The organism is Micromonospora sp. DSM 43699 (genome assembly GCF_055517075.1).
This window is the reverse complement of the sequence record NZ_JBTMMT010000001.1, coordinates 61,402-76,023: the sequence shown is the minus strand read 5'-3', so window position 1 is coordinate 76,023 and position 14,622 is coordinate 61,402. Positions and strand designations below refer to the sequence as shown.

Annotated in this window: 15 protein-coding genes; 11 read left to right on the top strand and 4 right to left on the bottom strand. The window is 73.6% G+C overall.

Going from position 1 to position 14,622, the window contains the following annotated elements; translation table 11 throughout:
- Positions 1-176: 176 nt before the first annotated feature.
- Positions 177-731, top strand: coding sequence for a sigma-70 family RNA polymerase sigma factor (locus tag AC0AIB_RS00365; RefSeq protein ID WP_328346438.1), 555 nt, complete (start codon positions 177-179; stop codon positions 729-731).
- 100 nt (positions 732-831) lie between these two features.
- Positions 832-1,713, top strand: coding sequence for a zf-HC2 domain-containing protein (locus AC0AIB_RS00360; protein ID WP_465095782.1), 882 nt, complete (start codon positions 832-834; stop codon positions 1,711-1,713).
- Between the two features lie 50 nt (positions 1,714-1,763).
- Here the strand turns inward: AC0AIB_RS00360 and AC0AIB_RS00355 are convergent, their stop codons facing one another.
- Positions 1,764-2,180: a DUF4913 domain-containing protein gene (locus tag AC0AIB_RS00355; RefSeq protein ID WP_328346442.1), complete on the bottom strand. Its 417-nt coding sequence runs from the start codon at positions 2,178-2,180 to the stop codon at positions 1,764-1,766.
- A 55-nt stretch (positions 2,181-2,235) separates the two neighbouring features.
- Positions 2,236-3,036, bottom strand: a complete 801-nt coding sequence (locus AC0AIB_RS00350; protein ID WP_328346444.1) for a transglycosylase SLT domain-containing protein — start codon at positions 3,034-3,036, stop codon at positions 2,236-2,238.
- A gap of 181 nt (positions 3,037-3,217) precedes the next feature.
- Between AC0AIB_RS00350 and AC0AIB_RS00345 the strand changes: the two genes are divergently transcribed.
- The 9 genes from AC0AIB_RS00345 to AC0AIB_RS00305 all read left to right on the top strand — a co-directional run bounded on the left by AC0AIB_RS00345 (position 3,218) and on the right by AC0AIB_RS00305 (position 12,540).
- The gene (locus tag AC0AIB_RS00345; protein ID WP_328346446.1) at positions 3,218-3,742 is read left to right on the top strand and encodes a hypothetical protein; all 525 of its coding nucleotides are present in this window, start codon (positions 3,218-3,220) and stop codon (positions 3,740-3,742) included.
- Positions 3,739-4,068: a hypothetical protein gene (locus AC0AIB_RS00340; RefSeq protein WP_328346448.1), complete on the top strand. Its 330-nt coding sequence runs from the start codon at positions 3,739-3,741 to the stop codon at positions 4,066-4,068. Before AC0AIB_RS00345 ends, AC0AIB_RS00340 begins: the two co-directional genes overlap by 4 nt.
- Positions 4,069-4,184: 116 nt before the next feature.
- Positions 4,185-4,547, top strand: coding sequence for a hypothetical protein (locus AC0AIB_RS00335; protein WP_328346450.1), 363 nt, complete (start codon positions 4,185-4,187; stop codon positions 4,545-4,547).
- Positions 4,544-5,254: a DUF8175 domain-containg protein gene (locus AC0AIB_RS00330; protein WP_328346452.1), complete on the top strand. Its 711-nt coding sequence runs from the start codon at positions 4,544-4,546 to the stop codon at positions 5,252-5,254. The genes AC0AIB_RS00335 and AC0AIB_RS00330 overlap by 4 nt, the downstream gene beginning before the upstream one ends.
- A complete protein-coding gene (locus AC0AIB_RS00325; RefSeq protein ID WP_328346454.1) occupies positions 5,255-6,451 on the top strand; it encodes a hypothetical protein in 1,197 nt (398 codons plus the stop codon).
- A gap of 66 nt (positions 6,452-6,517) precedes the next feature.
- A complete protein-coding gene (locus AC0AIB_RS00320) occupies positions 6,518-8,011 on the top strand; it encodes an SCO6880 family protein (protein ID WP_465095781.1) in 1,494 nt (497 codons plus the stop codon).
- Positions 8,008-9,744 carry an ATP/GTP-binding protein gene (locus AC0AIB_RS00315; RefSeq protein WP_328346458.1) on the top strand — a complete coding sequence of 579 codons (1,737 nt, stop codon included), beginning with the start codon at positions 8,008-8,010 and terminating at the stop codon, positions 9,742-9,744. The genes AC0AIB_RS00320 and AC0AIB_RS00315 overlap by 4 nt, the downstream gene beginning before the upstream one ends.
- Entirely contained in the window at positions 9,741-11,501 is a 1,761-nt protein-coding gene (locus AC0AIB_RS00310) for a type IV secretory system conjugative DNA transfer family protein (protein WP_328346459.1), read from the top strand. Before AC0AIB_RS00315 ends, AC0AIB_RS00310 begins: the two co-directional genes overlap by 4 nt.
- Positions 11,502-11,598: 97 nt before the next feature.
- Complete coding sequence (locus tag AC0AIB_RS00305; protein ID WP_328346461.1) at positions 11,599-12,540, top strand: hypothetical protein; 942 nt, start codon at positions 11,599-11,601, stop codon at positions 12,538-12,540.
- Between the two features lie 141 nt (positions 12,541-12,681).
- Here AC0AIB_RS00305 and AC0AIB_RS00300 read toward each other — a convergent pair whose 3' ends face one another.
- Positions 12,682-13,284 (bottom strand): polysaccharide deacetylase family protein, encoded by a 603-nt coding sequence (locus AC0AIB_RS00300; protein ID WP_328346463.1) that lies wholly within the window; start codon positions 13,282-13,284, stop codon positions 12,682-12,684.
- Positions 13,285-13,291: 7 nt separating this feature from the next.
- Positions 13,292-14,485: an endo-1,4-beta-xylanase gene (locus AC0AIB_RS00295; protein WP_328346465.1), complete on the bottom strand. Its 1,194-nt coding sequence runs from the start codon at positions 14,483-14,485 to the stop codon at positions 13,292-13,294.
- Positions 14,486-14,622: the final 137 nt, after the last annotated feature.

Genomic DNA, 14,622 nt, shown 5'->3' with positions numbered 1-14,622 from the left:
TGGGGGCCCCGACCGCCACCGCCGTTCACCCCCGCCGTCGACCGGCCGGCCGACGGCCCGGGCGATCGTCCGATGAGCACGGTTATGCTCTCTTCCTAGGCGGGCTGGACGTCGAGACGACGGCGCGGCCGTACGGGTGCGACCCGTACGTCAGGGGGAGGCGTTCTGTGTCGGCGGTGCCCAACGAAGCGCCCGGGGTCACCGGCGACGCGGCGGTCGAGCGGGCCTCCCCCGAGGCCCTGATGCGCTGGATCCACGAGCAGTACCGGGGGCCGCTGCTGCGTTTCCTCACCCGGCTGGTCCTCGGCCGACAGGAGCTCGCCGAGGACCTGGTCCAGGAGACGTTCCTGCGTACCTGGCGGAACCTGGAGACGCTGGCGGAGGATCCGCGTCGGATCGCCCCGTGGCTCTACACGGTCGCCCGGCACGTGGCGATCGACGCGATGCGCGCCCGGCAGGCCCGCCCGCCCGAGGTGGCCATTCCCGACCTCAACCGGCTCGCCTCGGCCGACGACGAGATGGACCGGGTGGTCAGCACCCACACGGTCCGGCTGGCGCTGCAACAGATCAAGCCCGAGCACCGCGAGGTGCTCGTCGAGATGTACTACAAGGGCTCCTCGGTCGCCGAGGCCGCGCAGCGACTGGGAATTCCGGAGGGTACGGTAAAGTCGAGAACGTACTATGCGGTACGCGCGCTGCACGCAGCGATCGGCCCGACCGAGTCGCCCTGATGACGCGACGTGGCGGTTTCCCGCTCGATCCCCCGTACGGCTGCCGTCCCGGGGGTCGTCACACCGGCTACGGTGTGTCCGGGTCGAGAAGGAGGGCGTGATGCGCACCGGCGGCGAACATCCCACCGCTGAGCACGCCGCCCTGGCCCTCTACCTGCTCGGCGCGCTCGACGACACCGACCGGGTCGCCTTCGAGGCGCACCTGGCCGGGTGTGGGGAGTGCCTGTCCGCTGCGGGCGAGATGGGCAGCGTGACAAGTGCCCTCGGCGGGCTGGACGCCACCGACTGGGACGAGCTCGTCGCCCTGACGCCGGAGTTCGCTGTCCCCGTGGAGTTCACCCCACCTGCGAGCCGCGCACCTGCCTCCACACCCGCCCCGCCTGCCGATCCCCCGCCGCCGACGACCTCCGACGCGCCGGCGACCCCGGCCGCGTCGGCGACCCCGGCCGCGCCGACGACCCCGGCCGCCGACACCGGGCGGCCGACGGGGAGCCGTCCTGGCGGAAGTCGTCCCGGCGGAAGCCGACCGGGGAGAGCGTCCGGAGCCGGTGGCACCCGGCCCGGCGACCCGGCGCGGCGTCGCCGGATGATGCTCTGGGGCGGGGTGGCCGCCGCGCTGGTGGCCGTCGTCCTGGCCGGTGGGGTCGCGGCCGTCAACGGGTTCGGTGGCCGCAGCGGGGTGGTGCTCACCGCGACCGGGGAAGCGCCGGCCCAGGGGGTGAGCCTCTCCGTCGCGATCACCACCGACGAGGGACGCGGCTCCACCATCCGGATCACCGCGACCGGCCTGCGCCAGGGCCTGCGGTACCGGCTGTTCGCGGTGACCCGCGACGGCACCACCCACGTGGTACGGGACTGGACCGCCTCGACCGGGCCGCAGGAGGTGACCGGCGAGCTGTCGCTGCCGGTCGCCGACCTGGCCTTCGTCACGGTGGGGCTGGTGGACGGCACCGCGATCGTCACCGCGCCGATCTCCCGCTGAGCCGCCCGGACCCGACCTGTCAGGTTTCCGGGCCCGGGCGGTCTCCGTCGTCAGTACGGGTCGGTGTGCGGGACCTCCTTGGCCCGGTGTGCTCCCGCCTTGCACCCGGCGAACGGCCCGGCCGGGTTGCGCAGGCTGTTCAGCACCGGTTCCAGGTAGTCGCGGTGCCAGTTCGCCGGGCCGCACAGCCCGGCGTCCGGCCCGGTGAGCTCCTGCCAGGCCAGCCACAGGCCGTGCAACTGCGCCACCGCCTCGGGGTGCTGCCACCACCGCCCACACCAGGGCGCGGTGGAGGAGGCCTCCCGGGCGTAGACCGGTACGAGCAGCAGCCGGACCCAGTCACTGAGCAGCTCCAGTTCCTCGGTGTACTCGTCGTCGCGCAGGTAGAGGATGAACGGCGAGGTCGGCGGCTTGTCGACCGGTGGCCCGTCGTCGGCGGGGCGTTGCTCCTGCGGCGTCACCGTCATGGAAACTCCTCATCGGTCTGCCGGCCGGATCCGGTCCGCCGGTCGGGTCGGGCTGTCAGTCGGTGGGCGTCGCGGAGGGCGTCGCGGTCGGCGGGAACGAGGGCGGTGGGCCGCCGAGCCCCTGGTACTTAGCGAACAGTGACCGCACCTGCGCCAGGTAGAGCTGCGCCGCGTTGCTCGAGGGGACGCCACCGGCCCGGCGTACCTCGTCGATGCCGACGGCGTACGCGGCGAGCGTCAGGTCGAGCACCTCGCCGATCGCCTGGCCGTCGTCGAGCAGGGCCTGGGCCTGTCCGGCCAGGGCACAGACGTGTTTGGCCTGCGCCGCGATCGAGTCCTCCTCGTCGGCCGCGTCGGTGTCACCGTCGTCGTCGCTGTCCTCGCCGTACTTCGTGAACACCTCGGGCGGTAGCTGGGAGATGCCCTTCTCCCCGTTCGCGCCCACCTTCGCCGGATCCCACCCGGAGGCCACCTCGATCTGCGCGGCGATCACCACGGGCCCGATCTGGGTGCAGGTCTTCCCGGCGTCCTCGATGCTGTCGGCCAGGCCCTCGGGCACCTGGTCGGGGTCGAGGGTGCCCTTGCCGTCGCCCTGGGCGGCGGCGAGCGAGTCGTCGGCGGCGCTGACCGGGTCGGCCGAACCACCGCCGCCCCCGAAGAGCAGGATCAACGCGACAAGCGGGGCCAGCAGCACGCCCAGCGCGCCGATCACGAAGACGGCGGCGGCGCCGACGACCCCGGCCACCGGCGTGGCCAGGCAGCTCAGCCCGGCCGCGACGGCCGCCCCGATCAGGGCCGCGCTGCTCCGGTTGGACCCTTGCGTCGGCTCCGCGCCGTCGTTGTCGGACGCTGCCATCGTCGCCTCCCAGGCTGGTCGTCATCGCGGTGGAAAAAGTTCGTGCTCGGCGTGAACCGGGGGGCGGGGGCCCTCGTAGTGGCGTCCGTCGACCGCCCGGCCCGCCGTACTGACGGGGCCGGACCCGGGGTGGTTCAACCGGGAGCCGACGAATGGAGCGACATTTCCGAGGAGGTGGTGCATGGGGCCCGCGACGATCGCCGACCCGGTAGCACGCAGGCCACCGGGGCCGTCGTCCCCCCGGACCGGTCCCGGGGTGGGCACGCCGCCCCGCCGGTCGCTGTCCGAGACGGGCCTGGGCTGGATCGCGGCGCACGGCGGTGCCGGTGCGACGACGCTCACCCGGCTCTTCGGCGGCACCGACCTGGGCTGTCGGTGGCCGGATGCGGCACGGGCGGAACCGGCCACGGTGATGCTTGTCGGCCGGACCGACGCCGAGGGGATGCGGGCGGTGTCCCGGGCCCTCAACGCCCTGCGGGAGGGGCGTCACCCGCCCGGGATGCGGCTGGTCGGGCTGGTGCTGCTGGCCGACGCCCCGGGCCGGTTGCCGCCGGCGCTGGCCCGCCGGATCCGGGTGCTGCGGTCGGTCGCGCCGGTGCACCGGGTGCCCTGGATACCGGCCTGGCGGCTGGGACAGCAGCCCGCGCGGCTGCCCAAGGCCCTGGAGCGGCTGCGGGCGGCGGCCGGGGACGGGAGGAAATCGTGACCCGCGCGTCCGAGATCGTCGCCCACCTGCTGGCGCTCGGTCCGGGGGCGGGGCCATCCCCGTTGCCGACCTTCAGACCACCACCGCCGTACAACCCGGCGGGCGGGGCGGCGGACGACCTGCTGAACCTGCTCGCCTGGGGGGTCAGTGCGGCCGGTGTCGCCGGGCTGCTCATTCTCGGCATCTCGATGGCCATCCAACTCAACCGGGGCGTGCCCGGGGAGATGAGCGACCACTTCCGTGGGGCGGTGTTCGTCGCGATGGGCTGTGTGCTCGGCGCGACCGCCGGACCACTCGTCATGTTCTTCGGTGACCTCGGACTCTGAGCCGGATCGCCGCCGGCCGGACAGCGCACCCCGCACTGCCGGCCAGTTCCACCCCGTCACCGCCGGAGCGTCGCCGACGCCTCCGGTGATGTCCCCTGCCCGAAGGAGCTGTTCCGATGTCGTTCACGAGCCTGTCCCAGTACGCCGGGGCCTACCTGGTCGCCCGCTTCCCGGTGGCCCTCGACCCGACACCCGCCGGGGGTGGGGGGATCAACCCCACCCCCAACGCGCCGGGGCAGCTGAACACCCTGGTGAACAAGCTGCTGGGCCTGATCGCCTGGGCCGGCACCGCCGCCGGGGTGGCCGGGGTGCTGATCACCGGCACGATGATGGCGATCTCCGTGAAGCGCGGGGAGAGTTCCGAGCACATGTCCCGGCTCGGCCTGGTGCTCGGTGGTTGCATCCTGGTCGCCGTCGCGGGTCCGTTGGCGAACTTCTTCCTCGGCGGTGCCGGCACCACCGAGGGCCAGCCGCAGTGATCGGCGGGCGACGCCGGTCCCCGTCGGACGCGCCGTTCTGGGCCGAGCGCGGTTGGATCCTCTCCGTCGCGTTCCTCGCCGGAATGACGCTGCTGGCGGCGGGCGCCTGGGCGTCCGGCGCGACCCGGGAGACGCCTGTCGACCCGGTGGCCCGCACCGCTGTCGCGCAGGTGGCGCAGTGCCCACCCCGGCCGGTGGTGGCGGCGGGGCCGGCCGTGCCGCCGGAGGACGTGACGTGGCGGACCCTCGACGGTGGGGACCGGGTGCCGGTCTCCGCCACGCAGGGCCCGTCGCGCACCGCCGACGGGGTGCTGGGCTGCTTCGCGCACACCCCGATCGGTGCGGTGCTCGCGGCGCACGCAGTACCCACCCAGTTGGCCGGGTCGGCCTGGCGGGCGGTGGCAGAACGGCAGGTGTTGCCGGGGCCGGGCCGGGACGTGCTGGTGGCCCGACTGGAGGCCGCCGCCGGTGTGGTCACCAGTCGTGGCGGCGGCAGCTACGCCGGCTTCGCCCTCGTCCGGTACGCGGCCGACGCGGCCCAGGTGCAGTTGCTTGTCAAGACCGGTGCCGGCGGTTACGTGGCGACCCTGGTCGAGGTGCGCTGGGACGCCGGGGACTGGAAATTGGTGCCGTCCCGGGCCGGGGTGGTGCACGCCTCGATCGGCGCGGTCACCGGCAGCGCCGGCTACACCCTCTGGAGGAAGTAGATGGGCGGGTGTTCGCCTCCCAGTCCGCTCGACATCATCACCGGATTCTTCTCGTTCCTCGGTGACCCGATCGGCACCCTGGTCCGGATGATCGCCAACCTGATGCTGGCCGCCGCGATCTCGATCTTCGCCGAGCTGAGTGCCTCGGTGCCGACGCTGGGCACCACGGCCGAGGGCGGCCCGGACGACGTGCCCAGCCTGATCAGCGACCAGATCGAGTGGGTCGTCACCTATCTCGCGATCGGGTCGGTGCTCTTCGCCGGGGCCCGGATGGCGATGGAACGCAAGGGCACGGCCGGCCGGACGGCGTTGCAGGGCTTCCTGCGGGTGATCCTGGTCGCCGGGGCCGGTTCGTGGGTGGTGGGCCGGGCGGCCAGCCTCTCCGACGGCTTCTCCGACCATCTGCTCAAGTCCGCGGCGATGGAGGTGGTGATGGGGGTGCCGTGTGTGGACAACGGCTCCTCGATCGAGTCGTTCCTGCTGCTGGTGCTGGCCTTCCTGCTGCTGATCGCCGCCATCGTGCACGTGCTGATGCTCTATCTGCGGCTGGGCGTGATGACCATCATGCTCGGCACCCTGCCGCTGGCCGCCGCCGCGTCCATGACGAACTGGGGGGCCGGCTGGTGGCGCAAGCACATCGGCTGGACGGTGGCGTGGCTGCTCTACAAGCCCGCCGTCGGCCTGATCATGTTCTCCGGCGCGGAGATGCTCGCGGTCGGCAGCCGTACCCAGAACTCCTCGCACATCCGGATCGCCGGCATCGGCGTGCTGCTGTTGTCGGCGGTCGCTCTGCCGGCGCTGCTCAAGATCGTGGTGCCGGCCACGGCGGCGCTGGGCAACGGCGACCCGACCGGGACCGCCATCTCGGCTGCGGGCGGCATGGTCGCCTCCGGGGCGAAGCGGGTCGCCGGGTCCGCGCTGTCCCAGGGCGGCGGTGGTGGCGGCTCCCCGTCCGGAGCACGCGGAGCCCAGGGTCGCCGGGGCGACACCGGTGGGCAGGGCCCCGCGGGCAGCGAGGGGCGGACCGGCCGTACCGGTGGCACCGGTGGTGGCAGCGCGGCCGCCGCGAGTTCCGCGGCTCGACTCGCCGGCCCGGTCGGGGCGGCGATCGAGGGGGCGCAGCGGGCGGCCCGGACCGGCCGGAACATGGCGGCCGGCACGGTGTCGGGCGCGGACGGCGACGCCGGCCACAACTGACAGCGCGGGCCGCCGGCCGGCCGGGAGAGACCCCGGCCGGCGGCCCGGTGAGACGAGGGAGAGGCAATGTCGACGGAAGCCATCATCGAACCGACGTACGGCAACTGGCGTCGACCCCGCCGGGCCGGGCTCGGCCCGCTCGGCCTGGTCGGCACGGTCGGGGTGTTCGGCGGGCTGGTGCTGGTGCTGCTGGCCTCGCTGGCGTCGCTGCAGGCGGCGCTGGTGGTCGGCGTGCCGCTGGTGGTGGCCCTGCTGCCGATGGCCGTACGCACCCAGGACGGCCGCAACCTCTACCAGCTGCTGACGCTGCGGATCGGCTGGTCCCGCCGGGTGTCGCGGCTGGAGCACCTGTACGTCTCGGGGCCGCTGTCGGCCCGCCCGGGTGGCCGGTTCCCGCCGCCCGGCCTGCTCAGCGGGGTGCTCGCCCGGGAGGGCCGGGACGCCTACGACAGACCGTTCGGGGTGCTGCACCACAAGAGCCGCAACCTCTACACGATCGTGCTGCGCTGTGAGCCCGACGGTGGTTCGCTCGTCGACCCGGAGCAGGTCGACACCTGGGTGTCGCTGTGGGGTGAGTGGCTGTCCCGGCTCGCCCACGAACCGGGGCTGCGCGGGGCCTCGGTGGTGGTGGAGACGGCCCCGGACCCGGGCACCCGGCTCGCCGCCGAGGTGCTGCCCCGGTTGGACGCCGCCGCTCCCGCCGCGGCCCGTGCCGTGCTGGAGGAGGTGGTCGACGACTACCCGTCGGCGTCGTCGGAGATGAACTCGTACATCACCCTCACCTACGCCCCGGTGGGTGGGCCACGGCGCGATCCGGAGGACGTGGTCACCGACCTGGCCATCCGGGTGCCCAGCCTGCTGACCGGGTTGATCGGTGCGGGCGGGGGCGTCGCCGAGCCGCTGTCGGCCGAGCAGATCGCCGAGGTGGTCCGGGTGGCGTACGACCCGGCCTGCGCCGCCGAGGTGCTCAGCGTCCGGGCCGAGCACGGGGAGACCGGGCTGGAGTGGGCCGACTGCGGGCCGGTCGCCGCGGTCGAGTCGGTGGACGCCTACCAGCACGACTCGGGGGTCTCCCGGACCTGGCTGCTCACCCTGGCCCCCCGGGGCACGGTGCGCTCCAGTGTGCTGCGCACCATGCTCGACGCCTCCGCCGGGACCCGCCGCAAACGGGTGGCGCTGCTCTACCGGCCGATCGACCCGGCGACCTCGGCCCGGATCGTCGAGGCCGACCGCCGGACGGCGCAGTTCATGGCCACCTCCGGGCGGGGCATGGTGCAGGCGCGGGCGGCCGCCGAGGTACGCGCCGCCGAGCAGGCCGCCGCCGAGGAGGCCACCGGCGCCGGGCTGGTGGAGTTCTCGCTGATGCTCACCGTCACGGTCGACGACCGGTCCCAGCTCGACGACGCGTCGGTGCTGGTCCGCAACATGACCGGAGCCACCCGGATCGCGATGCGGCCGGCCCACCGGATGCAGGCGGCGGCGTTCAGCTGCACCCTGCCGACCGGGATCCTTCCGTGGGAGCAGACCGTGCTGCCACACGAACTCCAGGAGGCGATGTGAGCAGCGCACCGGTGGTCCGCGCGGACGGGCTCGGGGCGGGCTGGCCGACCGGGACCTCGGGGGCGCACACCGCGCTGACCGGGCTGGTCGGCGATCCGGACGACGGGGCTCCCACCCCACCGAAGAAAGCCCGCCCGCCGCGTCCCCGCCGTGAGCTGCCCCCCTCGGCCCGGGGCTGGGATGGGCCCGGCGGTGGCCGGGTCGGCTATCTCGACGCGCCGACCATGTGGCGCGCCACCACCGTGCAGGCGTGCGGGCTGTGGCCGTTCTCGGCCGGTTCGGGCGCGCCGATGTCCGGGGTGCCGCTCGGTCAGCACCTGTTCACCGGCGCCACGGTCTGCGGTGATCCGATCTCCTGGTTCACCCGGGCCCGGTACATCTCCAACCCGTCGCTGTTCATGCTGGGCATGCCCGGTCTGGGCAAGTCGACCCTGATCAACCGGATGGCGGTGGGCCTGGCCGCCACCGGTGTGGTGCCGTTGGTGCTGGGCGACCTCAAGCCGGACTACGCCGACACGGTCCGCGCCCTCGGTGGGCAGGTGATCCCGATCGGGCGCGGGGTCGGCGGGATCAACGTGCTGGACCCGGGGGCGATGGGCCTGGCTGCCGAACGCATCGGCGGCCGGGCCGGCCGGGCGCTGGCCGCAGAGACGCACGGCCGGGTGCTGAACATGGTGGCGGCGTTGCTGACCATCGTGCGGGGCCGGGCTCTGGACGACCACGAGCAGTCGGTGCTCTCTGCCTGCCTGCGGCACCTGCGGGAACGTACCCCGGAGCACCGGGCCCCGCTGCTGCCGGACCTGCTCCGGGTGCTGGAGGAGGGGCCCGACCGGGTCCGCGCGGTGACCCTGGACCGGGGCCAGGAGAGCCGCTACCGGGACGCGGTGGACCCGCTGCACCGCTCCCTGCTGGGCATCCTCGACGGTGCGTTGGGGGACACCTTCGGCGCGACCACCTCCACCCGGATCGACCCGGACGCCCCCGCCGTCTGCATCGACATCTCCCGGATCGGGGAGTCCGACACCCAGCTCACCGCGGCGGCGATGCTGGCCGCCTGGTCCGAGGGCCTGGGCACGGTCGCCGCCTCGCACGCCATGGCCGACGCCGGCCTGGCCCCGCGCCGCTGGTTCTTCACCATCCTCGACGAGCTGTGGCGGCCGCTGCGGGCGGCCTCCGGCATCGTCGACCGGATCGACGCGCTGACCCGGCTCAACCGGTCGCTCGGCCTCGGCGACGCCAAGATCACCCATACCCTGAAGGACGCCGAGGCGTTGGGTTCCGACGCCGACCGGGCCAAGGCGCGCGGTTTCGTGGAGCGGGCCGGGATCGTGGCCTGCGCCGGTCTGCCGGCGGCGGAGATGACCGACCTGGGCCGGGTGATCGGCCTGTCCAAACGCGAGATCGAGCTGGTCTCCTCCTGGTCGTCGCCGCCGGGCTGGGCGAGCACCGGCAGCAACGAGGAACCACCCGGGCGGGGCCGGTTCCTGATCAAGGTGGGTGGCCGGCCCGGCATCCCGATCCGGGTCTCCATCACCGACACCGAACGCCGGCTGCACGACACCAACCAGCGCTGGGTGCAGAACGGGTACGCAGCCCAGCAGGCCGCCGAGCGGGCGGCGGCCCGGCAGGCGGCCTTCGAGGCCGAGGCGGAGCTGGGAAACCTGGCCACCCGGCCGGAGCTGGCCCACCTCGCCGACGAAGCCGTTGCGGGCGAGCGGGGGTGGCGGGCATGAGCCGGACGTCGTCGGGCGCCCCCCGGGGGGCGGACCTGTTCTTCTGGGCGTTCTGCCTGGTGGTCCTCGCCAACGCGGCGCTGTTCACGGTCGCCTGGCTGGGCGGCACCCTGGGCGCCGGGGTGACCGGGCACGGTTGGCAGCCGCCGCCGTTCACGCTCGGGGCCTACCTCACGCTGATATCCGGGAACACCGGCACGCTCTGGCCCGGCGCGTCGCCGTACGCGGTCTACGCCGGGATGCTGGCGGTGTCGCTGCTGGTCGTCGTGCCGGCGGTGCTCGTCGGGCGTCGGCTGCTCGACCTGCGCGGGCGGGGCGTCGGGCTGGCCCGGGTGCGTGACCTGGCCCCGCTGACCCCCGTCGGGATCGCCGCCCGCGCCCGGGAGCTGCGTCCCTCGCTGGCCGGGGTACGGCAGCTCGCCCCGGACGAGACCGGCAACCTGCTCGGCGACCTCGCGCCGAACGGTCCCGAGCTGCGCTCCTCCTTCGAGGACGTGGAGTTGGACCTGATGGCCCCCCGGGCCGGCAAGTCCACCGGGATCGCCGTGCCCCGGGTGCTGCGGGCCCGGGGAGCGGTGCTGCTCACCTCCAACAAGTCCGACGTGTACGCGGTGACCCGGGCCGAACGGGACCGCGTCGGTACGGTGTGGACCTTCGACCCGCAGGGCATCGCCCACGTTCCCCGCCAGATGTGGTGGGACATCCTCGCCGACTGCGCGACCATCGAGGGGGCCCGCCGGTTGGCCGGGCACTTCGTGGCGTCGGTCAACGACGACACCGCCAAGAAGGACTTCTGGATCTCGGCGGCGCAGAACACCCTGACCGCGCTCTTCCTGGCCGCCGCCCGGGGGCGGGCACCCGTCGCCGAACTGCTCGGCTGGCTGGCCGACCCGGCCGACCGTACCCCGATCGACCTGCTGCGCGATGCCGGTCTGCCGGCGATGGCCGAGCAGTTGCAGGGCACCGTACGCGGGGCGGTGGAGACCCGCGACGGCATCTACGAGACGGCCCGGCAGTGCGTGGCGTGCCTGCTGGACCCGGAGATCCTGGCCTGGGTTTCCCCGGACCCGTACCTGCCGCAGTTCCGCCCGGACCGGCACGTGCTCGGTCGGGACACCCTCTACCTGCTCTCCAAGGACGGTGGTGGCTCCGCCGCCGGGGTGATCGCCGGGCTCGCCGACGCGACCCTGCGGGCGGGAGTGGTCGCCGCCGAGCGGATGGGCGGCCGGCTCGACCCGCCGATGACGGCGGTGCTGGACGAGGCGGCGAACGTGTGCCGGATCTCCGACCTGCCCGACCTCTACTCCCACCTCGGGTCCCGGGGGATCAACGTGGTCACCCTGTTGCAGAGCTACCGGCAGGGGTCCCGGGTCTGGGGCGAGGCCGGGATGGACGCGCTGTGGGGCGCGGCCACCATCAAGCTGCTCGGCGCGGGGCTGGACGACGCCGACTTCGTGGAGAAGGTCTCCAAGCTGGTCGGTCAGCACGACGTGAGCACGGTCAGCGTCTCCCGCAGCCGGGACGGCTCGTCCCGGTCCACCTCGTACCGGCAGGAGCACGTGCTGCCGCCGGACCGGATCCGGGCCCTGCCGAAGGGAACGGCGTTGCTGCTCGCCACCGGCATCCGCCCGGCCGTGATCACGCTGCGGCCCTGGTACAAGGAGCCGGACGCGGGTCGAATCTCCGCCCAGGCCCGGCAGGAGGTCGCGGCGATCACCGAGCGGGCCGCCGGCAAGGCCACCACGACGCCGTGGTAGGCCGGCCCGGCGAGAAAGTCGGAGCACCGGCTGAACCGGCCGCCGGGACCGGTCGTAAAGGGCGTGTCAACCGTTGGCCGAGCATCGAGGAGCCCAGGTGTCTTCACCCCATCAGCCGCCGCCGGGCGGGACCGGAGATCCCACCGGCAATGGCTACAACTACCCGGTCCAGCAGCCCTACACCCCGAGCAACTACAGCCAGAACAGCTACGAGAGCGGCTACACCCCGAGCAACTACAGTCAGGACGCACCGAGCACCACGTCCCTGCCGGCGGGCTACGGCCAGTACAGCGCGGCCGACTACCAGGCCGAGGTGGTCCAGCAGTACGGTACGTCGAACTCGTCCGGGCGCAGCAGCCCCGGCCCGGGTGACTCGATCAGCGTCGAGTGGAACGACCAGGAGACCAGCCAGCACTCCCTGGACGGCCAGAACCGGGTGATGACCTGGGCGCAGCAGGCCGGCCGGTGGGTCTACGAGAACGACGAGAAGATCGTCAACTTCGTGTCGTTGGTGGCCTCGCCCGGGGTGCAGGGCGCCGCCGGGCTCGGGGGCAGCGCGGTCGCGAACAGCGTCGGGCTGGCCCTGGCCGCCGGGCCGGGCGCGTACGTGGTGGGCAAGGAAGTGGTCAACTCGCTGCGCAACGGTCGGCAGGGGGACCTGGTACGGGCCGCGTACGGCGCGGTGGCTGCGGCGGGTGCGATCACCTGGGGTGTCGGCTACGCACCGGGCCAGAGCACGACGGCCGGCAACGCGGGGGCCGTCGTGCACGGCGTGGGCTCCGGGTTCATGGTCACCCGGGCTCCCCGGGAACAGCCGAGACGATCGCGACGGGACCCGGAGTCCGGAGGACGCGCCAACCGGGACGTCGCCGCCTCGGCCAGCTCACACCGCCGATCCGACGGGCAGTCCCGCCACCACAGCTCCCGCACCTCCGGCCACGACGCAGGTTCCGCCCGCGAGCCGGCGGTCAGGCGCGGCGCGTACGACCGGAACGCCGAGGGGCCTCGGAGAGGCGGGGGCGGGGGTGGGAACGGCTAGGGGCGCACCCTGCCGTAACCCGTTCGGCAGCGGGGTGCCGCCGCGTCGCGTCCGTGGACGCGGCGGCACCCCGTACCCCTGCGGCGGGTTGCCGGGTCACCCGGCGGGCCGCAACGCCGCCCGCCGGGACGGGCTGGTCGGTCAGACCCGCCCGTGGGGCAGGGTGAACCGCCAGCGCCGCGCCCGTAGCGCCGGCACGGCCCGGTCGACCGCGGTGACTGTCTGGCGGCGGTCCCCGCCGCCGTCGTGCATCAGCACCACCGCGCCGGGGGTGACCCCGTCGAGCAGCCGACGGACGAGTTCGTCGGTGCCCGGCGGCTCCCAGTCCCCGACGGCCAGCCGCCAGCCGAGCGGCTGCATGCCCAGCGCGGCGGCCACGGCGGGACTCGCCCCCCAGGCCCCGTAGGGCGCGCGGAAGTACCGGATTCTGGCTTCCGGCACGGCCCGCCGGATGGCCTCGTTGGTCTCCCGCAGATCCGCCTCGATCCGATCGGGTGACCAGGAGGTCATGTCGTCGTGCCGCATGCCGTGGTTGCCCAGGCGGTGACCGTCGGCCACGATCCGTCGTACCACCTCGGGGTGCGCGTCGACGTGCTCGCCCCACAGGAAGAACACGGCGGCGATCCGGTGCCGGCGCAGGACGGTGAGCAGCCGCAGCGTGTCGGTGGGGTTCGGGCCGTCGTCGAAGGTGAGGCTGACCGTCCGCCCGCCGCCCCGGGCCGTGTCGACGATGTCGGCGCTCACCGCCGGCCTACCGGCGCGGCTTCGGCGTCGCCCGGGCCCGCACGTACGGCGGTCCGGCGTAGATCAGGTCGGCCTTCATCAGCTGGTACGCCCGCTTGGGCTGGTAGTTCTCGTCGTAGATGGTGGCCAGGCCCTGCGGCGGGTCGTCGAAGGTGCCGGGCACCCAGGAGTGCCGGTCGGTGAAGCCCCAGACGGTGAACGACAGGCAGCGCGGCTCGGCCAGGCAGGCCTGCAACAGCACGTGGAAGTTCGCGGCGGACGCCTGGAGCCGCGGGTTGATCTCCTCGGAGTCGCCGGCCTGCACCCCGTCGGTCAACCGGCTGCGCACGTCGACCTCGGTGAACGCGGTGGACAGCCCCAACCCGGCGAACCGGTGCAGCGCGTCGGCGACCTGGAGGGTGTCGTAGTTGCCGTACTGGGTGCCCAGGTGACCCTGGCTGCCGACCCCGTCGATCGGTACGCCCCGGGCCAGCAGGCCCTTGACCATGTCGAACACGAACTGGGTCTTGTCGTTGGCCGGGTCGCCCGAGCCGAACGCCTCGATGTTGTAGTCGTTGTAGAACAGCAGGGCGGTCGGGTCGGCGGCGCGGGCCCAGCGGAACGCGTCCGCCACGTAACCCGGGCCGAGGTGCTCGGCCCAGAAGCCCTTGTAATGCAGGGTGGACGGGGTGTCCCAGGGGTCGCTGACGGCCTCGTTGACCACGTCCCACTGCCAGATCTTGCCCCGGTAGCGGCTGGCCACCGTGGTGATGTGCCGGCGCAGGATCGACCGCAGCTCGGTGTTGTCGATGGACCCGTCGGCCACCCCGTCGGTCAGCCACTTCGGCAGTTGGCTGTGCCAGACCAGCACGTGGCCCCGGACCTTCTGGCCGTTGCGTCGGGCGGTGGCGACGAGTTCGTCGGCCGCCGTCCAGTCGTAGGTGCCCCGGGTGGGTTCCAGGGACTCCCACTTCATCACGTTCTCCGCGGTGACCGTGGAGAACTCGTCGCGCACGATCTCCCGGTAGCGGGGTTCGGCGGGGTCGGCGAGGGCGGCCATGTCGACAGCGGTGCCGACGTACAGGCCGTGGCGCTGGCCCAGGGTGCGCAGGCTCTGCGCGGTCGGGTCGTACGGCCGCTGCGCTGTGGCCGGCACGGCGTTCAACACGCCGGCGGTCGCGACGGCGACCAAGCCGGCAGCCATCCACCGTCTGAACATCATCCGCGTTCCTTTCCTCAAGGCACGTCGACAGTCGACGGCGGTGAGCTGGGGGAGGGGCGCGGCCTGCCACCGCAGCGCGGGTGAGCGGCCGCACCGGACACAATCGATAGTCGAACATCGATTTCCGGAAGTCGACT

What these genes read in the sequence shown, in the direction of transcription:
- AC0AIB_RS00320 (WP_465095781.1), top strand. Translation starts at nt 6,518, where the DNA reads ATGTCGACGGAAGCCATCATCGAACCGACGTACGGCAACTGGCGTCGA.
- AC0AIB_RS00310 (WP_328346459.1), top strand. Translation starts at nt 9,741, where the DNA reads ATGAGCCGGACGTCGTCGGGCGCCCCCCGGGGGGCGGACCTGTTCTTC.
- AC0AIB_RS00295 (WP_328346465.1), bottom strand. Translation starts at nt 14,485, where the DNA reads ATGATGTTCAGACGGTGGATGGCTGCCGGCTTGGTCGCCGTCGCGACC.
- AC0AIB_RS00355 (WP_328346442.1), bottom strand. Translation starts at nt 2,180, where the DNA reads ATGACGGTGACGCCGCAGGAGCAACGCCCCGCCGACGACGGGCCACCG.
- AC0AIB_RS00350 (WP_328346444.1), bottom strand. Translation starts at nt 3,036, where the DNA reads ATGGCAGCGTCCGACAACGACGGCGCGGAGCCGACGCAAGGGTCCAAC.
- AC0AIB_RS00325 (WP_328346454.1), top strand. Translation starts at nt 5,255, where the DNA reads ATGGGCGGGTGTTCGCCTCCCAGTCCGCTCGACATCATCACCGGATTC.
- AC0AIB_RS00345 (WP_328346446.1), top strand. Translation starts at nt 3,218, where the DNA reads ATGGGGCCCGCGACGATCGCCGACCCGGTAGCACGCAGGCCACCGGGG.
- AC0AIB_RS00360 (WP_465095782.1), top strand. Translation starts at nt 832, where the DNA reads ATGCGCACCGGCGGCGAACATCCCACCGCTGAGCACGCCGCCCTGGCC.
- AC0AIB_RS00335 (WP_328346450.1), top strand. Translation starts at nt 4,185, where the DNA reads ATGTCGTTCACGAGCCTGTCCCAGTACGCCGGGGCCTACCTGGTCGCC.